This is a genomic window from Amycolatopsis jiangsuensis (genome assembly GCF_014204865.1).
Classification (GTDB): Bacteria; Actinomycetota; Actinomycetes; order Mycobacteriales; family Pseudonocardiaceae; genus Amycolatopsis; species Amycolatopsis jiangsuensis.
This window is the reverse complement of the sequence record NZ_JACHMG010000001.1, coordinates 2,557,851-2,577,271: the sequence shown is the minus strand read 5'-3', so window position 1 is coordinate 2,577,271 and position 19,421 is coordinate 2,557,851. Positions and strand designations below refer to the sequence as shown.

General features: G+C 70.2%; 15 protein-coding genes. 4 read left to right on the top strand and 11 right to left on the bottom strand.

Annotated features, from left to right (window positions below):
* Nucleotides 1-10 precede the first annotated feature (10 nt).
* Both BJY18_RS11245 and BJY18_RS11240 read left to right on the top strand, forming a co-directional pair.
* Nucleotides 11-1,345, top strand: a complete 1,335-nt coding sequence (locus BJY18_RS11245; protein ID WP_184779922.1) for a type I glutamate--ammonia ligase — start codon at nucleotides 11-13, stop codon at nucleotides 1,343-1,345.
* Nucleotides 1,346-1,372: 27 nt separating this feature from the next.
* On the top strand, nucleotides 1,373-2,113 hold the full coding sequence (locus BJY18_RS11240; RefSeq protein WP_184784554.1) for a DUF6885 family protein: 741 nt from the start codon (nucleotides 1,373-1,375) through the stop codon (nucleotides 2,111-2,113).
* Here the strand turns inward: BJY18_RS11240 and ileS are convergent, their stop codons facing one another.
* From ileS to BJY18_RS11220, 4 genes are read right to left on the bottom strand one after another with little or no spacing between them, the layout of a single operon-like run.
* Nucleotides 2,114-5,224, bottom strand: coding sequence for an isoleucine--tRNA ligase (gene ileS, locus BJY18_RS11235; RefSeq protein WP_184779921.1), 3,111 nt, complete (start codon nucleotides 5,222-5,224; stop codon nucleotides 2,114-2,116).
* Between the two features lie 22 nt (nucleotides 5,225-5,246).
* On the bottom strand, nucleotides 5,247-6,692 hold the full coding sequence (locus tag BJY18_RS11230; protein WP_184779920.1) for an APC family permease: 1,446 nt from the start codon (nucleotides 6,690-6,692) through the stop codon (nucleotides 5,247-5,249).
* A gap of 47 nt (nucleotides 6,693-6,739) precedes the next feature.
* Entirely contained in the window at nucleotides 6,740-7,390 is a 651-nt protein-coding gene (locus tag BJY18_RS11225) for a response regulator (protein WP_184779919.1), read from the bottom strand.
* Nucleotides 7,387-8,604, bottom strand: coding sequence for a sensor histidine kinase (locus BJY18_RS11220; RefSeq protein ID WP_312873816.1), 1,218 nt, complete (start codon nucleotides 8,602-8,604; stop codon nucleotides 7,387-7,389). Before BJY18_RS11220 ends, BJY18_RS11225 begins: the two co-directional genes overlap by 4 nt.
* A gap of 107 nt (nucleotides 8,605-8,711) precedes the next feature.
* Here BJY18_RS11220 and BJY18_RS11215 point away from each other — a divergent pair, with 107 nt between their 5' ends.
* Nucleotides 8,712-9,305 carry a hypothetical protein gene (locus BJY18_RS11215; protein ID WP_184779918.1) on the top strand — a complete coding sequence of 198 codons (594 nt, stop codon included), beginning with the start codon at nucleotides 8,712-8,714 and terminating at the stop codon, nucleotides 9,303-9,305.
* Nucleotides 9,306-9,405: 100 nt separating this feature from the next.
* On the top strand, nucleotides 9,406-9,615 hold the full coding sequence (locus BJY18_RS11210; RefSeq protein ID WP_184779917.1) for a hypothetical protein: 210 nt from the start codon (nucleotides 9,406-9,408) through the stop codon (nucleotides 9,613-9,615).
* A gap of 27 nt (nucleotides 9,616-9,642) precedes the next feature.
* Here the strand turns inward: BJY18_RS11210 and BJY18_RS11205 are convergent, their stop codons facing one another.
* The 7 genes from BJY18_RS11205 to ppgK all read right to left on the bottom strand — a co-directional run bounded on the left by BJY18_RS11205 (nucleotide 9,643) and on the right by ppgK (nucleotide 19,420).
* The gene (locus tag BJY18_RS11205; protein WP_184779916.1) at nucleotides 9,643-10,575 is read right to left on the bottom strand and encodes a DUF3592 domain-containing protein; all 933 of its coding nucleotides are present in this window, start codon (nucleotides 10,573-10,575) and stop codon (nucleotides 9,643-9,645) included.
* Between the two features lie 80 nt (nucleotides 10,576-10,655).
* Nucleotides 10,656-12,344 (bottom strand): ABC transporter family substrate-binding protein, encoded by a 1,689-nt coding sequence (locus BJY18_RS11200; RefSeq protein ID WP_184779915.1) that lies wholly within the window; start codon nucleotides 12,342-12,344, stop codon nucleotides 10,656-10,658.
* Nucleotides 12,345-12,385: 41 nt separating this feature from the next.
* Entirely contained in the window at nucleotides 12,386-14,518 is a 2,133-nt protein-coding gene (locus BJY18_RS11195) for an ABC transporter ATP-binding protein (RefSeq protein ID WP_184779914.1), read from the bottom strand.
* A gap of 34 nt (nucleotides 14,519-14,552) precedes the next feature.
* The gene (locus BJY18_RS11190; protein ID WP_184779913.1) at nucleotides 14,553-15,554 is read right to left on the bottom strand and encodes an ABC transporter permease; all 1,002 of its coding nucleotides are present in this window, start codon (nucleotides 15,552-15,554) and stop codon (nucleotides 14,553-14,555) included.
* Nucleotides 15,554-16,531 carry an ABC transporter permease gene (locus BJY18_RS11185; RefSeq protein ID WP_184779912.1) on the bottom strand — a complete coding sequence of 326 codons (978 nt, stop codon included), beginning with the start codon at nucleotides 16,529-16,531 and terminating at the stop codon, nucleotides 15,554-15,556. Before BJY18_RS11185 ends, BJY18_RS11190 begins: the two co-directional genes overlap by 1 nt.
* A gap of 515 nt (nucleotides 16,532-17,046) precedes the next feature.
* Entirely contained in the window at nucleotides 17,047-18,447 is a 1,401-nt protein-coding gene (locus tag BJY18_RS11180; RefSeq protein WP_184779911.1) for an RNA polymerase sigma factor, read from the bottom strand.
* Between the two features lie 211 nt (nucleotides 18,448-18,658).
* Nucleotides 18,659-19,420, bottom strand: a complete 762-nt coding sequence (gene ppgK, locus BJY18_RS11175; RefSeq protein ID WP_184779910.1) for a polyphosphate--glucose phosphotransferase — start codon at nucleotides 19,418-19,420, stop codon at nucleotides 18,659-18,661.
* Nucleotide 19,421 lies beyond the last annotated feature (1 nt).

Genomic DNA, 19,421 nt, shown 5'->3' with positions numbered 1-19,421 from the left:
GGAGGTGGCGATGACCAAGGCGGCGTCGGCGGCGGCGAAGGACCTGGCCGCGGCGGGAGCCGGCGGCGTCCACCTGGCCTGGGCGGACAACAACGGCATCCCGCGTTCGCGGATCGTGCCGGTCGACGGGCTGGCCGACGCGGCGGCCCGCGGGATCGGCGCGACCACCCTGTTCGCCGTGTTCGACAGCCACGACGCGATCACCTACGCCCATCCCGGGCTGGCGACGCCGTCCGGTGACCTGCGGCTCGTCCCGGTCGTGGAACGGATCCGCCGGCTGACCGGACAGCCCGCGCTCGCGTGGGCACCGGCCTGGCAGCGCACCGTAAACGGCGCGCCGTCGCCGTACTGCCAGCGTTCGGTGCTCGAACGGCAGGTGGCCGAGGCGGCCCGGCGCGGCCTCGAATTCCGGGCCGGTTACGAGATGGAGTTCATGGTCACGGCCGGCGACGCCCCCGGTCATCCCGGCCCCGCCTACAGCCCGCACGCGCTGATCGGCTTGGACGCGTTCGTGGCGGCGCTCCTGCACGACTTCGCCGGGAACGGCCTGCGGATCGGCCAGCTGCACGCCGAGTACGGCGCCGCGCAGCTCGAGGTGTCGCTGGCGGCCACGGATCCGCTGTCCGCGGCCGACGACCAGCTGCTCGCCCGCCAGACCATCCACGCGGCCGCGCACGCGCACGGGCTCCGGGTGAGCTTTTCGCCGGTGCCCGACCTCGACACCGCCGGCAACGGCTGGCACCTGCACACTTCCGTGCGCCGCAAGGGCCGCAACCTGCTCGCCGGAACCGGCTTGCCGGACGCCGACGGCGCCGCCTACCTCGGTGGGCTGCTGCGCGATCTGCCCGCGCTGACCGCCATCACCGCTCCGAGCGTCCCGTCCACGCTGCGGCTGCGGCCGGGGTTCTTCGCCGGGGCGTACGGATTCTGGGGCGTGGAGAACCGCGAGGCGCCGCTGCGGTACGTACCCGGCTCGGCGATGCTCGGCGAGAGCCACGCGAACGTCGAGCTGAAGGCCTCGGACGCCTCGGCCAACCCGTACCTCGCGCTGGCCGTCGTCCTCGCGGCCGGGATGGCCGGAATCGAGGACGGTGTGGCCCCGCCCGCGCCCATCGGCGAGGATCCGGGCACCTGGAGCGAGGCGGAACGGGAAACCCGCGCCGTGCGGCCGTTGCCCGCGAGCCCGGCCGAGCAGGACGCCGCGCTGCTGGCCTGCCCGCGGGTGTCCGAGGTGCTGGGTGAAGACCTGCTGGGTGCTTTCCGCGCCGTGCGGGCCTCGGACGCGCAGTGGGCGGCCGAACGGACCCCGGAGGAGATCGTCGCCGCGCACCGGTGGCGGTACTGACCCTGCCGTGTGGAACTGTTCGTGGTGATGTCTTCCGATGTGGACGGTACCGGGCTGTCCGGCGTGCACTGGCTTCCCGGCGGCGAGCGGCTGGTCGCCGAGGCACGCGCGGAGATGCCGCAGAAGGACGGTCTCGCGGCCGCTTTCACCGCGCTCGCGGTCCTGCGCGCGGCGGGCGTCGCGGGGTCCGATCAGGACGAGGTCGCGATCACCGCGGGCACGGTACGGGATTTCGCGCCGCCGCCCCCGGGTGCCGTGCTGCGCCAGGACTTCCGCCTCGACGTCCCGCGGGACCCGGTCCACGCGGGGACTTCCGCGCCGGAGCTCGCCGGTGCGCTCCGGACGTTGTCCGGCGGCCGGCTCGAAGTCGCCGGAGTGTCCGGGCCCTGGCGGCCCGATGCGCTGTTCGACCTCCTGCTGGAGCTGTGGGACCTGCCGCGGGTGGCCGTGCTCGCGCGGCTGGATCCGGCGGAGCTGGGTGCGCCGGACACCCCGCGGCGGGCGTTGACCGACTACCTCGCCACCGGCATCCCTCCACTGTGGACCAACCGGTGGCGTCCGCCCGCGCCGCACCACGTCCTGATCGCCGGGGTGCGGATCGGCGCGGAGGGCACCCTGCTGTCCGTTGTGGACACCTACCGGGAGGTCGGCGCGCACGGCGTGCACGAGCAGCCCCTGGAATGGGTCACCGCGGGCCTGGACACCGTGCTGCTGGTGGCCGACGCCGACCACGCCGCGTTCCTGGAACGGACGGCGCGGCAGGCGTGATCAGCCGCGGCGGAGCCAGAAGGTGAGCCCGGCCTCCTCGTGGGGTTTCTCCGCCCACTCCGGTTCGCCCGGCGCGAAAACGGTGGCCAGCACCTCCTCGGCGACGAGGTCGTGGTGCTCGGCCAGCGCCTCGGCCGTGTCGTCGTCCGCCGCCACGTAACGCAGCTCGATCCGGTCGGACACCTCAAGGCCGCCGGCCTTGCGTGCCTCCTGGACGAGCCGGATCGCGTCGCGTGCCAGCCCGGCACGGCGCAGCTGCGGGGTCAGCGCCAGGTCCAGTGCGAGTGTGGCGCCCGCTTCGGAGACCGCCGCCCAGCCTTCACGCGGCGTCTCGGTCACGATGACTTCGTCCGGCGACAGCGCGACGGGCTCCCCGCCGACCAGCACGCTCGCGGTCCCGGCGGCGAGATCCCGTTGCAGGGCCGCCGCGTCCGCGGCCGCGATCGCCTTCGCGACGTCCTGGACGCCCTTGCCGAACCGCTTGCCGAGCGGCCGGAAATGTGCCTTCGCCGTGGTGTCCACCAGCGGCCCGCCGGCCTCGGCCAGGCTCAGCACCGCACCGACGTTCAGCTCGGCGGCGATCTCCGCCAGCAGCTCCGAGCCGAGTTCCGCGAAGCCCTGCGCGGACGCCAGTGCGCGGGAGAGCGGCTGCCGGATCTTCATCCCCGACTCGGCACGCGCGGTGCGGCCGAGTTCGACCAGGCGGCGTGCCAGGTCCATCTGCTCCCGCAATGCCGGATCGACCAAGGACTCCTCGGCGACCGGATAGGTCGCCAGGTGCACCGAAAGCGGCGCCTCCGGTTCCGCCGGCACCACGAGGTCCTGCCACACCCGTTCGGTGACGAACGGGGTGATCGGCGCGAGTAGCAGGGTCAGCGTGCGGACCGCTTCGTGCAGGGTCGCCAGCGCGGCCGGGTCACCGCGCCAGAACCGGCGGCGGCTGCGCCGGACGTACCAGTTGGACAGGTCGTCGACGAAACCGGCCAGCAGCTTCCCGGCCTCCTGCAGGTCGAACGCCTCCATCGCGGCGTCCGTCCGGCGCACCAGGTCGTGCAGTTCCGACAGCAGCCAGCGGTCCAGCACCGGCCGCTCCCGCGGCGCCGGGTCCGCGGCCGAGGGCATCCAGCCGGCGGTACGGCCGTAGAGCGCCTGGAAGGCCACGGTGTTCCAGTACGTCATCAGGGTTTTGCGGACCGCTTCCTGCAGCGTGGTGTCCCCGACCCGCCGGTTCGCCCACGGCGAGCCCACCGCGGCCATGAACCATCGCACCGCGTCCGCGCCGTGGCGCTCCAGCAGCGGCAGCGGTTCGAGGATGTTGCCGAGGTGCTTGGACATCTTCCGGCCGTCCTCGGCCACGATGTGCCCGAGACAGACCACGTTCTCGTAGGCGGAGCGGTCGAAGACCAGCGTGCCCACCGACATCAGCGTGTAGAACCAGCCGCGCGTCTGGTCGATCGCCTCGCAGATGAACTGCGCGGGGTAGCTGCTCTCGAACAGTTCCTTGTTCCGGTGCGGATAGCCGAACTGCGCGAACGGCATCGAGCCCGAGTCGTACCAGGCGTCGATCACCTCCGGCACCCGGCGGGCCGTTTTCCCGCAGTGACAGGGGAACACGATCTCGTCCAGGTACGGCCGGTGTGGGTCCACATCGGACACGTCACGGCCGGCCAGCTCACTCAGCTCGGCCAACGAGCCCACGCAGGTGAGGTGGTCGTCCGGGCAGCGCCAGATCGGCAGCGGCGTGCCCCAGTACCGCGACCGCGACAGCGCCCAGTCGACGTTGTTGGTCAGCCAGTCGCCGTACCGGCCGTGTTTGATCGTCTCCGGATGCCAGGTCGTGCGCTCGTTCTCTCGCAGCAGCTTGTCGCGGACCGCGGTGGTGCGCACGTACCAGGAAGGCTGCGCGTAGTAGATCAGCGCGGTGTGGCACCGCCAGCAGTGCGGATAGCTGTGCTCGTACGGCTGCTCCCGCAGCAGCAGGCCGCGTTCGCGCAAATCGGTGACGAGCGGGGCGTCGGCCTCCTTGAAGAACATCCCGCCGACCAGCGGCACCCGCGGTTCGAAGGTGCCGTCCGGGCGGACCGGGTTGACCATCGGCAGGCCGTAGGCGCGGCAGCTGGCGAGGTCGTCCGCTCCGAAGGCAGGGGACTGGTGCACGAGGCCGGTGCCGCTCTGGGTGGTGACGTAGCCGGCGAGGATCACGAAATGCGCGTTCGGCACGTCGACCAGCTCGAACGGGCGGCGGTAGGTCCAGCGCTCCAGCTCCGTGCCGCGGAACGACTCGCCGGTGCGCGTCCAGCCCTCGCCCAGCGCCGTCCCGACGAGCTCGTCCGCGACGACCAGCCGCTCGGTCCCGTCGGTGGCCACGACGTAGGTGACGTCCGGGTGCACGGCCACCGCGGTGTTGGAGACGAGCGTCCACGGGGTGGTCGTCCAGACCAGCAGCGCGGCGGTACCGGCGAGCGGCCCCGAGGTCAGCGGGAACCGTACATAGACCGAGGGATCCACGTCGGTTTCGTAGCCTTGGGCCAGTTCGTGGTCCGAAAGCGCGGTCTGGTCCCGCGGGCACCACGGCGCGACGCGGAAGTCTTCGACCAGCAGGCCCTGGTCGAAGATCTGCTTCAGCGACCACCACACCGACTCGATGTACTCCGGGTCCATGGTGCGGTACGCGTCGTCCAGGTCGACCCAGTAACCCATGCGCTCGGTCAGCTCGGCGAACGCGTCGGTGTGCCGGGTGACCGATTCGCGGCACCGCGCGGCGAACTCGGCGATGCCGTACTTCTCGATGTCCGGCTTCCCGGCGAGCCCGAGCTCCTTCTCCACGGCGAGTTCGACCGGCAGGCCGTGGCAGTCCCAGCCGGCCTTGCGGGCCACGTGGTAGCCCTTCATCGTCCGGTGCCGCGGGAAGACGTCCTTGAACACCCGGCTCTCGATGTGGTGCGTGCCCGGCATGCCGTTGGCCGTGGGCGGGCCCTCGTAGAAAATCCAGCCGGGCCGGCCCGCGGTCTGCTCCAGGCTGCGCGCGAACACGTCGTGCGTTCGCCAGAAATCGAGGACCTCGTGGTCTACCGCAGGCAGGTCCACCTGCGCGGGCACCGGCTTGTACATGCGCCCACGATACGGGGGCGGCTCAGCTCTCCTCGCGCGCGGCCAGCCGGGAGTGCTTGCGCCCGTAGAAGAAGTAGATGAGCAGGCCGAGCACCAGCCAGGCGGCGAACCGGATCCAGGTGAGCACGTCCAGGTTCAGCATCAGGTAGAAGCAGGCCAGCGCGGCGATGATCGGCAGCACCGGGGAGAACGGCACGGTGAACGGGCGCTTCAGGTCCGGCCGCCGCTTGCGCAGCACCGGGACCGCCACCGCGACGATGATCATCGCGGACAGCGCGCCGATGCTCACCATGTCCGACAGCGCGTCGATCGGCACGAAGGCGGCGAGCACGGCGATCAGCACGGCGCCGCCGATGGTCATCCGGTGCGGGGTGCCCCAGCGCGGATGCGTGGTGCCGATCGCCTTGGGCAGCAGGCCGTCGCGGCCCATCGCGAAGCCGATCCGGCCGATGGTGACCAGTTCGACCATCATCACCGAGGTCAGCCCGGTGACCGCGCCGAGGGAGATCAGCGCGCCCACCCAGTGCTGGCCGACGCTGTCGAACGCGGCCGCGAGCGGGGCACCGGCGTCGATGTCGGTGAACGGGACCATGCCGGTCAGCACGATCGAAACCGCGACGTAGAGCACCGTGCACAGGGCAAGCGCACCGAGGATGCCCACGCGCAGGTCCTTGCGCGGGTTGATGGTTTCCTCGCCGAGGTTCGCGAGTGCCTCGAACCCGGTGTAGGAGAAGAAGACCACGGCCGCCGCGGCGACCACGCCCGCGAAGCCGTACACCGACTGCTGCATGCCCAGCGCTGCCTGCACCACCGGCTGTTCCAGCACCGCGGTGCCGCCCGAGGGCGGCTGCGAGGGCGGCACGAACGGCGTCAGGTTGGCGCCCTTGATGAAGAACACGCCCACCACGACGATCAGCACGCACACCGCGACCTTCACGATCACCAGCAGGTTCGTCAGCCAGGACGAGTACTTGATGCCCAGGACCGCGACCACGGTGAGCACCGCGATGATGAGCACCGCGCCGAGGTTGACCTTCGCGTCCTCGCCGAACCACTCGGGCGACAGCCCGAGCAGATTGGCCAGGTATCCGGACCAGCCGCGGGAGACCACCGCGGCGCCGAGCGCGAACTCCAGCAGCAGGTCCCAGCCGATGATCCAGGCGAAGACCTCGCCGAGCGTGGCGAAGGCGTAGGTGTAGGCGCTGCCGGCGGTGGGCACGCTGGAGGCCAGCTCCGCGTAGCAGATCGCGGCGAGCGCGGCGACCACGGCGCCGATCACGAAGGACAGCGTGACCGCCGGTCCGGCGTGACTCTTGGCCTCGACCCCGGCGAGGGTGAAGATGCCGGTGCCGATGATGATGCCGACGCCGAAGCCGATCAGATCGCGTCCCTTGAGCCGCCGCTTCAGCTCGCCGGATTCCTGCCGCTGCAGCACCTCGTCCACGTTCACCGTTCTGCGCACGCCCATGGGGGAACGGTAGAAGGTCGCCGGTCCGGGCGCAGATCGGGCGCGGCTCAGTCCGGTGCCAGGCCGTGCTCCTGGGCCAGGATCGCCGCCTGCACGCGGGAGCGCAGGCCGAGCTTGGTCAGCACCCGGGACACGTGGGTCTTGACCGTGGCCTCGCCGATGTGCAGCCGGCTGGCGATCTGCGCGTTCGACAGGCCGGCCCCGAGGCAGCTCAGCACCTCGTGTTCCCGGCCGGTCAGCTCGCCGAGCCCGGCCGGCGCGCTCGCCTGCCGGTCGGTGGACTGCGCGAACGCGGTGATCAGCTTGCGCGTCACCTGCGGTGCCAGCACGCCCTCACCCGCGGCGACCAGCTTGACCGCCTCGATCAGCCGCGGCGCCTCCACCGACTTGAGCAGGAAGCCCGCCGCTCCCGCCCGCAGCGCCGCGTGCACGTACTCGTCGAGGTCGAAGGTGGTGAGCACGAGGACTTCGGCCAGCCCCTCGGCGATGAGCTCGCGGGTGGCGGTGATGCCGTCGGTACCCGGCATCCGCACGTCCATCAGCACCACGTCCGGTTTCAGCGTCCGCGCCTGCCGGATCGCGGCGGCGCCCTCGGCCGCCTCGCCCACCACCTCGATGCCCTCGGCGTTGCCCAGGATCAGCATCAGCCCGGCCCGGATCGCCCCGTGGTCGTCGGCCACCAGCACCTTGACTGTCACGTCCGTCCCTCCACCAGCGGCAGCTCGGCCCGGACCAGCCAGCCCGGGCCGGACGGGCCCGCACTCAGCGTCCCGCCCACGGCGTTCGCCCGCTCCCGCATGGACAGCAGCCCGGTCCCGGTCCCGTCGGCGGCCCCGCCGGGCTGCCCGGCGGCCGGGCGCAGTTCGTTGCCGATCTCGACGGTGAGTATGCCGCCGGCACATCCCAGGTGCACCGTGACCCGGCCGCCGGGCGCGTGCTTGACCGCGTTGGTGAGGGCTTCCTGGGCGATCCGGTAGGCGGTGAGGTCGACCGCCGTGGGCAGGCCGGCGTCCTCGTCCACTGTGGAGTCCACCGTGACCTCCATTCCGGTGGCACGGGCGGATTCCACCAGCCGCCACAGCTCGGCCAGCCGGGCCGGCGCGGTCGTGTCGTAGTCCTCGCCGGTCGTCGACCGCAACAGGCCGATCATCGCGCGCATCTCCTCCAGCGCGTGCACGCTGTTCTCCCGCACCGCGCCCAGCACCGTCCGCGTCATCTTGGGGTCCTCGGCCATCGACAGCGCGGCTTCGGACTGGATCGCGATGGCCGACAGGTGCCCGGCGATCACGTCGTGCAGATCGCGGGCCATGCGGGCCCGTTCGTCGGCCACCGCGGCGCGCCGGTCGAGCTCGGCGATCTTCCCCAGCTGCGTCGCGTTGGCGCGCTCGCTCGCGGCGATGTCGCGGTGCTGGCGCACGTTCGTCGCCCACCACACCGGTACCACGAGGAACAGCAGGATCGCCAGCGCACCGACCACTGAGGTCCGCGCGTCCGGCGGCACGGTCAGCGCGGCGACCAGCACCGCGAGGCAGCCCGCGGCCACGACGCCGATCAGGATCCGGCCGACCCACCGCGACCCGTACAGCGTCGCGGCGTACAGCAGGTCGGTGTACACCACCGCGGCCAGCAGCGACGGGCCCAGCGCCAGGTCGGCGGCGAGTGCGACGGTCCCGAGCAGCAGGCCGCCGGGCACCCAGCGGCGTACCAGCGACAGGCCGCCGAACACCGCCAGCTCGAGGATCCGCAGCCACTGCGCTGCCTGGTCGGGCCCCGGGATCAGCTGGTAGACGCCCGCGGCGTAGAGCGCGATCCCGGCCACGACGACGAACACGGCGATGGCGCCGTCCTGCTGCCGCGGGGACAGCTCCCAGGGCCGTGGCAGCGCCGGCGGGCGGATCGGTCGCAGCGGCACGAGCCCATCGAAACACAGCCGGTGAGCGGGTGCATCCGCCTAACTGATGACCCGCGATCATGCCGTTTGCCGATTCGCCCCCGCTCGGCGGACGCGAGGGTGGAAGCATGAACGACATCGGGAAGTACCTCGCGGACAATCCCGCGACCCTGCTCATCGCCGGTGGTGAAGTGGCCTTCTGGATCTTCATCGTGAGCGGGCTGGTCGCGCGCTACGCGCTGAAGAAGCGGCGGCTCAGCACTGTGCTGCTGGCCGCGGTGCCGGTGGTCGACCTCGTGGTGCTCATCGCCGCGGTGGCCGACCTCGCCCGTGGTGCCACGCCGAACCTGACCCACGGGCTCGCCGCGGTGTACCTCGGCTTCTCCGTGGTGTTCGGTCCGAGCATGGTGAGTTGGGCCGACGTCCGGTTCGCCCGCTGGTTCGCCGGCGGCCCGGCACCCGCGCCGAAGCTCCAGGGCCGCGCGAAGCTGCGGCAGGAGTGGCGTGACTGGGGCAAATGTCTGCTGTCCTGCGCGATCGCCGCCGCGCTGCTGCTCGTCGCGATCTTCCTGATCGACCGTCCCGGCCAGGTCCAGCCGCTGTGGGACTGGCTGCCGCGGCTGGGTGTGGTGACCGGCGTCTGGCTGGTCGTGGGGCCGGTCTGGCAGGAGCTGTTCGGGAGCCGCTCGAAGCCCGGCGCGGACCAGGGAGCGGCGCGGTGAGCGGGACCGCCCGGCGCCGTCCGGCGTGCGGATCGGGAAGTGGCGCGGTGCTCGAGCTGACCGGCGGCCGTGCGGCGCGCGGTGGCCGCGAGGGGGCGCGGTGCTCGAGCTGATCGGCGTGCTGCTCGTGGTCCAGGGCGGTGGCGGGCTGATCAACCGGCTGGCCGGGTCCGCCGGTCCGGGCTGGTTCGTGCAGCTGCGTCTGCTGCCCCCGTCCCTGCACCTCGCGGCGAGCGTGGTGGTGCTCGTGGCGGGGGTGGCGTTGCTGTTCGCGGTACAGGCGGCGAAACGCCGCCGCGGGTCCTCCTGACCCGGCGGGGCCGGTGGGTTTCCGGCGTCAGGAAGGGTCGGATCCGCGCAGCGCCGCCCACCAGAACCCGAACGCGGCGACCAGCACGGTGACCACGAGCCAGCCGGTGAGTCCGCTGCCGTCGACCAGCGCCCAGAACACCCCGACGACCGGGGCGACGGCCAGCGCCGGGAGATCCGCGCGGAACTGACGGCGCAGCGGCACCGGCCGGGACGCGGCCTCGGCGCGTTCCGCGTCCGGCTCGGCCGGGTTGTCGGTCCGCCGGCCACGCGGCTCACTCGGGCGGGCGGCGCCGGCCGGATACAGCACCTCGCCGTCCACGCGGAGTGCCACGTGCCGATCCTGGCGCAGGTCGCCCAGCACTTCGACCTTCGCCGGTGAGGGCAGGCCGATCAGGCTGGGGGAGAAGTACACCGGGATCCACCGCCGGGGTGCGTGGTCGGTCTCCACCCAGGAACGGGTGAGCAGACCGCGCTGCACCTTGACCCGGCGCACCGGCACCGCGGGCCGTGCGGTGGCCCGGGCCGGGCGGAGGAACCGGGTCACCAGCAGGAAACCGGTCACCACCAAGACGGCCAGCGCCGCGACCACGGTGACCGTCGCGTACGTGGAGGCCCGTTCCGCGGTCACCAGCGGGGTGGCCCCGGGAATCACCGCACGCGCCGGATTCGCCGGGTCGTAGCGCACCGGCACCCGGGCGCCGTCCGCCGGGGGAGAGCTGTCGAGTTCGACGGTGGCGGTGACGTCCGCCCTTCCCGGGACCGCGAACCGCACGGTGGCCGAGCCGTCGCTGTAGCCGGTCACGGTGGCCGTGGTCTGCGGTCCGAACCCCTGCAGCGCGGCACGCGCCTGGCCGAACTCGACCAGCTGCAGTGCGAACACCGCGGCGCACGCCAGCAGCACGATCCCGCTCGTGACGAGGATGTGGCGTACCGGCCGCAGCCGCAGGAAATCTCGCACGGAAGACCACCTTAGGTGTCTGAAAAGGAAGGAGCGGCGCGGGCCCGGCCCGCGCCGCTCCTCCGTTCAGCTGCGAACGGTTACTTCAGGAACCCCATCTTGACGTAGTCGTACGGGGTGTTCGCGTAACCCGGGGAACCGAAGTTGCCCAGGGTCTTGCGCACCGCGAAGGCGCCCGGCGACTGGTAGATCGGCAGCTGGTGGCCCAGCGCCCAGATCTCCTTGTCCGCGGCGTTGATGTCCGCGGCCCGCTTCGTGTCGTCCAGCTCCTGCGCGGCGGTGTCGAGCAGCTGGTTGAGCTTGTCGCTGCCGATGTGCCCGTAGTTCTGGTTGATGTTGTTCGGGTCCAGGTAGTAGATGCCCTTGCTGCCGCCGATCGGGAACGAGTTGGACAGCCAGCGGAACAGCGTCACGTCGAAGTTGCCCACGTTGACGTAGTTCTTGAAGAACTCCGTGCTCGGCACCGACTGGATGTCCAGACCCACACCGATCGCCTTGAGCTGGGACAGCAGGATCTGGCTGGTCTGCTGGCTGATCGGGGTATCGGACGGAATCACCAGGCGGATCTTCAGCTGCTTGCCGTCCTTGGCGCGGATCTCGCCGGACTGCTTCCAGCCCAGCTTGTCCAGCGCGGCCTTGGCCGCGTTCGCGTCGAACTTGTACGGGCCGGAGTTGTCCTCGTAGGTCTTGGAGCCCTTGAGGTACAGGTGGTTGCCCAGCGGCGTGGTGTCCTTCTGCATCTGGCCGAGGATCGACTTGGAGATGGTGACCGTGTCGATGCCCTTCATGATCGCCAGCCGCAGGTCCTTGTCGGCGAGGATGGACGATTTGGACCCGTTGAACGTCAGGTGGCTGTAGTCCGGGTTGTTGGACTGGCGGACCACCGCGTTCGAGTCGGCCTGCGCCCGCTTGAACAGGTTGATGTCGTTGTTCAGGTTGTAGAAGTCGATCTGGCCGTTCGCGAACGCGTCCGGCAGCGCCGTGCGGTCGACCACCTTGTAGGTGACGGTGTCCAGCTTCGGCTTCGCGCCCCACCAGGCCGGGTCACGTTCGACGACGACCTGCTTCGCGGTCTGGTCGACGCTCTTGATCTTGAACGGGCCCGCGGTGATCTCCGGCTTCGCCGCCCACGCCTTGTTGAACGTGGCCGCGTCGGAGTTCAGTTCCTTCGGGTACAGCGGCGCGAACAGCGACTTCCACTCGGCGAACTTCGTGCCGAAGGTGACCTTCACGTCCCGGTCGTCGGTGCCCTTTTCGACCTTCGCGATGTCCTCGTACCCGGTGCTGCCCGAGACCAGGTAGTCCGGGTCCTTGCCGTTGAGCACCTTGGCCTGCGCGGCGAAGTCCTCCCAGGTGATCGCCCGCCCGTTGCTCCATTTGGCCTTCGGGTTGATCTTGTACTCGATCACCTGCGGGTCCTGGCTGACGATCTCGGCCGAGGTCAGGTAGTCCTTGTTCATCGCGACCGAGGCGTCGGCGTTCTGCGTGAAGATGTACGGCATGATCGCGCCGTCCATGTACGCGCCGTCGGCCACCGTGCCGTCGACCTGGTTGTAGTTCCAGTTGTCCGGCAGCTGGTCGACCGGCCACTGGAGGTTGCCGCCGTCCTTGAGCTTGTCCAGCGGCTGCTCGTTGATGTCGGCGACCTTGACGCCCTGGGTGCCGGCGTCCTGCAGTCCGCTGTCGCCGCTGCTGCCCCCACCGCACGCGGTGAGCAGGAGCGTCGCAGCGGCAACGGGAGCCACGAGTGCGGCCATTCTCCGTCGCATGGTGCGTACCTTTCTTTCCTTGTGTGCCAACGGATGTGTGGCTACACGACTTCGCGGGTCTTGGCGTAGTGGCAGGCGACGTCGTGGTCGGCCGCGCGGGACTCGCGCGGCGGCTCGACGTCGATGCACTGTTGTTTGTCCTTTTCGGACAGTTGACTGAACACGAAACAGCGGGTGCGGAACCGGCAGCCCGAGGGCGGGTTCGCCGGGCTGGGCAGGTCGCCGGTGAGGATGATCCGGCTGCGCTCGCGTTCCCTGGCCGGGTCCGGGACCGGGATCGCCGAAAGCAACGCCTGGGTGTAGGGGTGCTGCGGCGCCTCGAACACCGTGCGCACGTCGCCGATCTCCACGATCTTGCCCAGGTACATCACCGCCACCCGGTCGGCGATGTGGCGCACCACGGACAGATCGTGCGCGACGAACAGGTAGGACAGGCCGAGTTTGCTCTTCAGCTCGTCCAGCAGGTTGATCACGCCCGCCTGGATCGACACGTCCAGCGCGGACACCGGCTCGTCCAGCACGATCAGCTTCGGTTCCAGGGCGAGCGCGCGGGCAATGCCGATGCGCTGGCGCTGGCCGCCGGAGAACTCCGCCGGATACCGCTCGGCGTGCTCGGCCCGCAGCCCGACCAGCCCCAGCAGCTCCGGCACCCGCTGGGCGATGCGCTCCTTGCCGTAGCCGTGCACCACCATCGGCTCGGCGATCACGTCGCCGATCGGCAGCCGCGGGTCCAGCGCGGCCATCGGGTCCTGGAACACCACCTGCAGGTCCCGCCGGATCGCCTTGCGGTCCTTGCCGGCCAGCTTCGCGACATCCTTGCCCAGCACCGCCACCGAACCGGCCGACGGTGCGGCCAGCTCCAGGATCTCCATCAGCGTGGTCGACTTGCCGCAGCCGGATTCCCCGACCAGGCCCAGGGTTTCGCCCTCGACGATGTCGAAGCTGATCCCGTCGACCGCCTTGACCGCGCCGACCTTGCGCTTGAGCACCGCGCCCTTGGTGACCTCGTAGTGCTTCTGCAGACCCTGCACGTCGAGCACGGTGGTGCGCTGCGCCCGCGGGACGGACGTGGCGGCCGCTTCCTGGACCACCTCGGCGCCGTAGACCTCGGCAGCGCCGGCGTCGGGCCGCGCGAGTTCTTCGGTGCGGATACAGGCTGCGCGATGTGTGGTGTCCACGGCCGCGTCGGGATTGCCCACGGTGATCGTGAACAGCTCCGGCTCGGCCTCGCGGCAGGCGTCGATCGCCAGCGGGCAGCGCGGCGAGAACGGGCAGCCCGAGGGCAGGTCCACCAGCGACGGCGGCTGCCCCTCGATCGGCACCAGCGGCTGCTTCTCCTGCGCGTCCACACGCGGAATCGACCCCAGCAGGCCCAGGGTGTAAGGCATCCGCGGCTGCGCGTAGATCGTCTCCACCGGACCCTGCTCCACCGCGCGCCCGGCGTACATCACCATCAGCCGGTCGGCGAACCCGGCCACCACACCCAGATCGTGCGTGATGATCACGATGCCGGCGCCGGTGACCTCCTGCGCGGTCTTGAGCACCTCCAGCACCTGCGCCTGCACCGTCACGTCCAGCGCGGTGGTCGGCTCGTCGGCGATGATCAGGTCCGGATCGTTGGCGATCGCGATGGCGATCACCGCGCGCTGGCGCATCCCGCCGGAGAACTCGTGCGGGAACGCCTTCGCCCGCTGCGCGGCGTTCGGGATCCCGACCAGATCGAGCAGCTCGACGGCGCGGGAGTTCGCCTCCTGCTTGCTCATCGAGCCCTTGGCGTGCACCAGCAGCGCCTCGGCGATCTGCGCGCCCACGGTGTACACCGGGGTCAGCGCGGACAGCGGATCCTGGAAGACCATGGCGATCTTCTTGCCGCGGATCTTCGACAGGTCCGTGTCGGACTTGCCGATCAACTCGCTGTCCTGGAACCGGATCGACCCGGACACCCGCGCCTGCGGGGGCAGCAGGCCCATCACCGCCAGCGAGGACACCGACTTGCCGGAACCCGATTCGCCGACGATGCCGAGGACTTCGCCGGCCGCGACCTGATAACTCAGCCCGCGCACCGCGTGCACCCGGCCGGACTCCGACGGGAACGACACGTCGAGGTCCGACACTTCCAGAACGGTGCCGGTGGGTTTCCCGGTCTCCGCGCTCAGCTCGAGTGCTGTGCTCATGCCGCCTCCCCGGGAATAACTACGTCGGCGGTGCTCATGCTTCTGCTCCCACGGTTTCCGTCGACGGCGACTTGGTCTTCTCCAGAATGCGTTTGCGTTCCTTGCGCCGCGACCGGCTCGACGCCGGGTCGAGCGCGTCGCGCAGGCCGTCGCCGGCGAAGTTCACCGCGAGCACGGTCAGCACGAGGAAACCGGCCGGAATGTAGAACAGCCACGGGAACGTGCGCACCGAACTGGAGCCGGCGGAGATCAGCGTGCCCAGCGACACGTCCGGCGCCTGCACCCCGAAACCGAAGAAGGACAACGAGGTTTCGGTGATGATCGCGACCCCGACGTTGATCGTCGCGTCGATGATCAACAGCGAGGCCATGTTCGGCACGATGTGCTTGACGATGATCAGCCACGGCGACTGGCCCATGAACTTCGCCGCCTTCACGAACTCGCGTTCGCGCAGGGTCAGCGTCATCCCGCGCACGATCCGCGCGGTGATCATCCACTGGAACAATGCGATCAGCCCGACGAGGACCAGCCAGGTCTTGCCGCGGAAGGCCGGCGACAGGATCGAGATGATCAGGAACGGCGGCAGGATCAGCAGCAGGTCCACGATCCACATGGCGATCCGGTCGGTCCAGCCGCCGAAGTAGCCGGCGGCGGCACCGACGATCGAGGCGACCACGGTGGAGAACAACGCCGCCAGCAAGCCGATCGTGAGCGACTTCTGCAGCCCGCGCATGGTCTGGGCGAACATGTCGCCGCCGATCTGGTTCGTGCCGAACCAGTGCGTGCCGTCCGGCGGCATCAGCGTGGCGGCGGAGTCCAGATCGTCGTAGGTCCACGGCGAATACCAGGTGTAGGTGAAAGCCACCAGGTAGAACAGCAGGATCACCACGAGGCCGAGCACGGCCAGCCGGTTGCGGAAGAACCGCCGCGCGACCAGTTTGCCGCGGCCGGAGGAGGTACTGGTCTTCTCGTTGTCCGCGTCGGCGGCGGTGACGGCCGAATCCGCGAGGTCGGCCTCGTTCAGGGGAGTGGCCATCAGATCCTCACCCTCGGGTCGAGCGCGGCGTACAGCACGTCCGCCAGCCAGCCGGCCAGCAGTACGCAGATCGCGATGAACAGGGTCACGGTGGCGACGATGTTGGTGTCCTGCTTCTGGATCCCGGTCACCAGCCAGTCGCCCATGCCGTACCAGCCGAAGATCCGCTCGGTGAAGATGCCGCCGGTGATCAAGAGCCCGAAACCGAACGCGAACAACGTCGCCATCGGAATCAGCGCGGTCCGCAGGCCGTGCTTGAACAACGCCCGCCGCCGGGTCAGCCCCTTCGCCTGCGCAGTGCGCAGGAAGTCCGAACCCAGCACGTCCAGCATCGCCGAACGCTGGTAGCGGCTGTAGTAGGCGACCTGGGTCAGCACGATCGCCAGGGTCGGCACGATGATGTGCTGCAGCCGATCCAGCACCACGTCCCCGAACCCGCCGTCGACGGTGCCGCTTTCCCCCTGCACGATGAAGAACTGGTACCCGCCGAGCAGGTTGTCGTTCACCGACTGGGCGCCGGCCTTCAGGATCGTCGCGATCACGAACACCGGCGTGGACAGCACCACGAACGAGAACGTCGTGGCCAGGTAGTCGCTGATCTTGTACTGCCGGATCGCGCTCACCACGCCGACCAGCACCCCGATGATGATGCCGATCGTGATGCCCAGCACGAACAGCCGCAGGCTGACCCCCGCCCGGCGGAACAGCTCGTCGGTGATCGGCTGATCGGCGACCGTCCGGCCGAAGTTGCCTTGGAACACCCCGCCCAGCCAGGTGAAGAACCGCTGCGGGATCGGCTGGTCCAGGTACAGCTCCGCGGCCTTCGCGTCGATCGTCGACTGCGGGGCGGGCGGATTGCGGAGCTTGAGCGCGTCCAGCGGACTGAACGCCAGTGATGCCAGGGAAAACGCCGCGAAGGTCGCCACGAGGCACAGGGCCACGTAGTTGACCAGGCGGCGAAGCAGGAATCCGATCACGGGTTCCTCGATTCACCGGGGCCGGAGGATCCACTCCGCGCGACCGGACTCGGGCGCGATTGAGTTGTCGTCGAAAACACGTGCCGGTGCTGCCTTCCGAATGCCGACGCTCGTTGTTCGGCGCAGCTTAAACCCCGTGGCTCCTGCGATCTTCGTTTTCAGGCAACCAAACAGTCACGATTTCCGCAGTCGGCGTGGCAATCACCGACTTTTGGCTGTTGTGCCCGCTACCGCGTCGCGGTCGGTGTCCAGTCGAGCACCGGCGATCAGGGTTCCGGAACGGTTCCGGGTGTTCCGCTGCTCGCCCCCGGAACAGGCGGAACGGCCTGCCCGGGGGTCGCAAGGCCGGCGTGGCCGGCGAATTGCCCCGCCGCCCCGCGCTTATTGTCCGCACGGGCACCTGCCCGGTGCACTCGACAGAGGTATCCGCATCGGATCGGTTCACCCCGGAAACGGCGAAACCCCGCTGCCGCGAATGCGGCAGCGGGGTTTCGCGAATGTTTCGCGCCGGTGACTCAGTCCAGGTAGTCGCGCAGGACCTGAGACCGCGACGGGTGGCGCAGCTTCGACATCGTCTTCGACTCGATCTGCCGGATCCGCTCGCGCGTGACGCCGTAGACCTGGCCGATCTCGTCGAGGGTGCGGGGCTGGCCGTCGGTCAGGCCGAAGCGCAGCCGGACCACGCCCGCCTCGCGCTCGGACAGCGTCTGCAGCACCGACTGGAGCTGGTCCTGCAGCAGCGTGAACGACACCGCGTCCACCGCCACCACGGCTTCGCTGTCCTCGATGAAGTCACCGAGCTGCGAATCGCCCTCGTCGCCGATGGTCTGGTCCAGCGAGATCGGCTCGCGCGCGTACTGCTGGATCTCCAGGACCTTCTCCGGCGAGATGTCCATTTCCTTGGCGAGCTCCTCGGGCGTCGGCTCGCGGCCGAGGTCCTGCAGGAGTTCACGCTGTATGCGGCCGAGCTTGTTGATGACCTCCACCATGTGCACCGGGATGCGGATGGTGCGGGCCTGGTCGGCCATCGCCCGGGTGATCGCCTGGCGGATCCACCAGGTGGCGTAGGTGGAGAACTTGTAGCCCTTGGTGTAGTCGAACTTCTCCACCGCGCGGATCAGGCCCAGGTTGCCCTCCTGGATCAGGTCCAGGAACGCCATGCCGCGGCCGGTGTAGCGCTTGGCCAGCGACACCACGAGCCGCAGGTTCGCCTCCAGCAGGTGGTTCTTGGCCCGCTCCCCGTCCCGCACGATCCACTTGAGGTCGCGGCGCATCTGGGTGACGAGCTTCTCGCCCTCCTCCTCCGCGCCCCGCACGCGCTCGGCGGCGTAGAGCCCGGCCTCGATCCGCTTGGCGAGCTCCACCTCCTCCTCGGCGTTGAGCAGCGCGACCTTGCCGATCTGCTTGAGGTAGGCGCGGACCGAGTCGGCGGACGCGGTGAGCTCGGCGTCCTTGCGCGCCTGGCGCAGCGCCTCGGACTCCTCCTCGTCCCAGACGAAGTCGGGGTTGTCCGAGGAGGACTTGCCCTTGTCCGAGGTGGCACCGCGGCGGCGCGCCGCGGGCGTGCCGTCGGTAGCCTCGTCCTCCTCGTCGTCCGCGTCGTCGTCGGCCTCGGCGTTGACCGTCTCGTCGACCACGTCGACCTCGACCTCTTCGAGATCGGACAGATCCGGGCTCTCCAGCTCGGCCTCGTCGACGTCGCCGGGGCCGTCCGGCTCGCCGTCCTCGCCCTTCGGCTTGGTGGCGGCCTTCTTGGCCGGCGTCTTCTTGGCCGCGGTCTTCTTCGCGCCTGCCGACTTGGTGGCGGTCGTGCGCGGCTCGGTCTTCGCCTCGCCGGTGGCTGCCTCGTCGGCCGGCTCGCCGGCTGCGGTCGCTGTCTTCGTCCCGCTTCGGGTTGCGGTTCTTGCGGCTGCCACTTACGCCCTTTCACAGCGGTCGATCATGACGAACCGAGATGTCACACCTCGGCTGCCTCACATTCGGGGGAACACGCCTCGGCCTGCGGTTTTCCCTCCCGCAGCCGTGGGCCGTGTTCCATTGTAACGACGTCGGCCCGGTGCGTCGCGAAGCGATCACCCTCCGGCCCGCCGGCGGGGCCGGTCCCGCGCCCCGCGGCGGGCCCCCGGATCAGTGCTCGATGCCCTCCGCGGCCGCCGCCGCGGCACCGACGATGCCCGCGTTGTTCTGCAGCGACGCGACGAGCACCGGCGTCCGGATGTCGAGCAGCGGGACCCATTTCTCGGACTTCTTGCTGACCCCGCCGCCGACGATGAACAGGTCCGGCCAGATCAGGTTCTCCAGCACCGACAGGTAGCGGTGCACCCGCTTGGCCCACTGCGGGTACGACAGGCCCTCGTTGTCCTTCACCGAAGCCGCGGCGCGCTTCTCCGCGTCGTGGCCGTCGACTTCGAGGTGGCCGAATTCGGTGTTCGGCACGAGCTTGCCGTCGTGGAAGACGGCGCTGCCGATACCGGTGCCGAAGGTCAGCAGCGCGGTCACGCCGGTGCGCGCGGCCGGATCGCCGAAGCGGATCTCGGCCATGCCCGCCGCGTCCGCGTCGTTGAGCATCGCGACGTCACCGGAGCCGAGGCCGAGCCGGTCGGCGAAGAGCCCGTCGGCGTCCGTGCCGATCCACTTGTGGTCGATGTTGGCGGCGGTGTGCGCCACGCCCTTCTTCACCACCGCGGGAAGGGTGACGCCGACCGGTCCGTCCCAGCCGGCGGTGCGGACGATCTCGGCGACCACGTCCGCGACCGCGTCGGGGGTGGAGGGCTGCGGCGTGTCGATCCGGTGCCGGTCGCCGATCAGCTCCCCCCGTTCCAAATCGACCAGCGCGCCCTTGATCCCGCTGCCGCCGATGTCGATTCCGAAACCTCGGGTCGCCGTCACT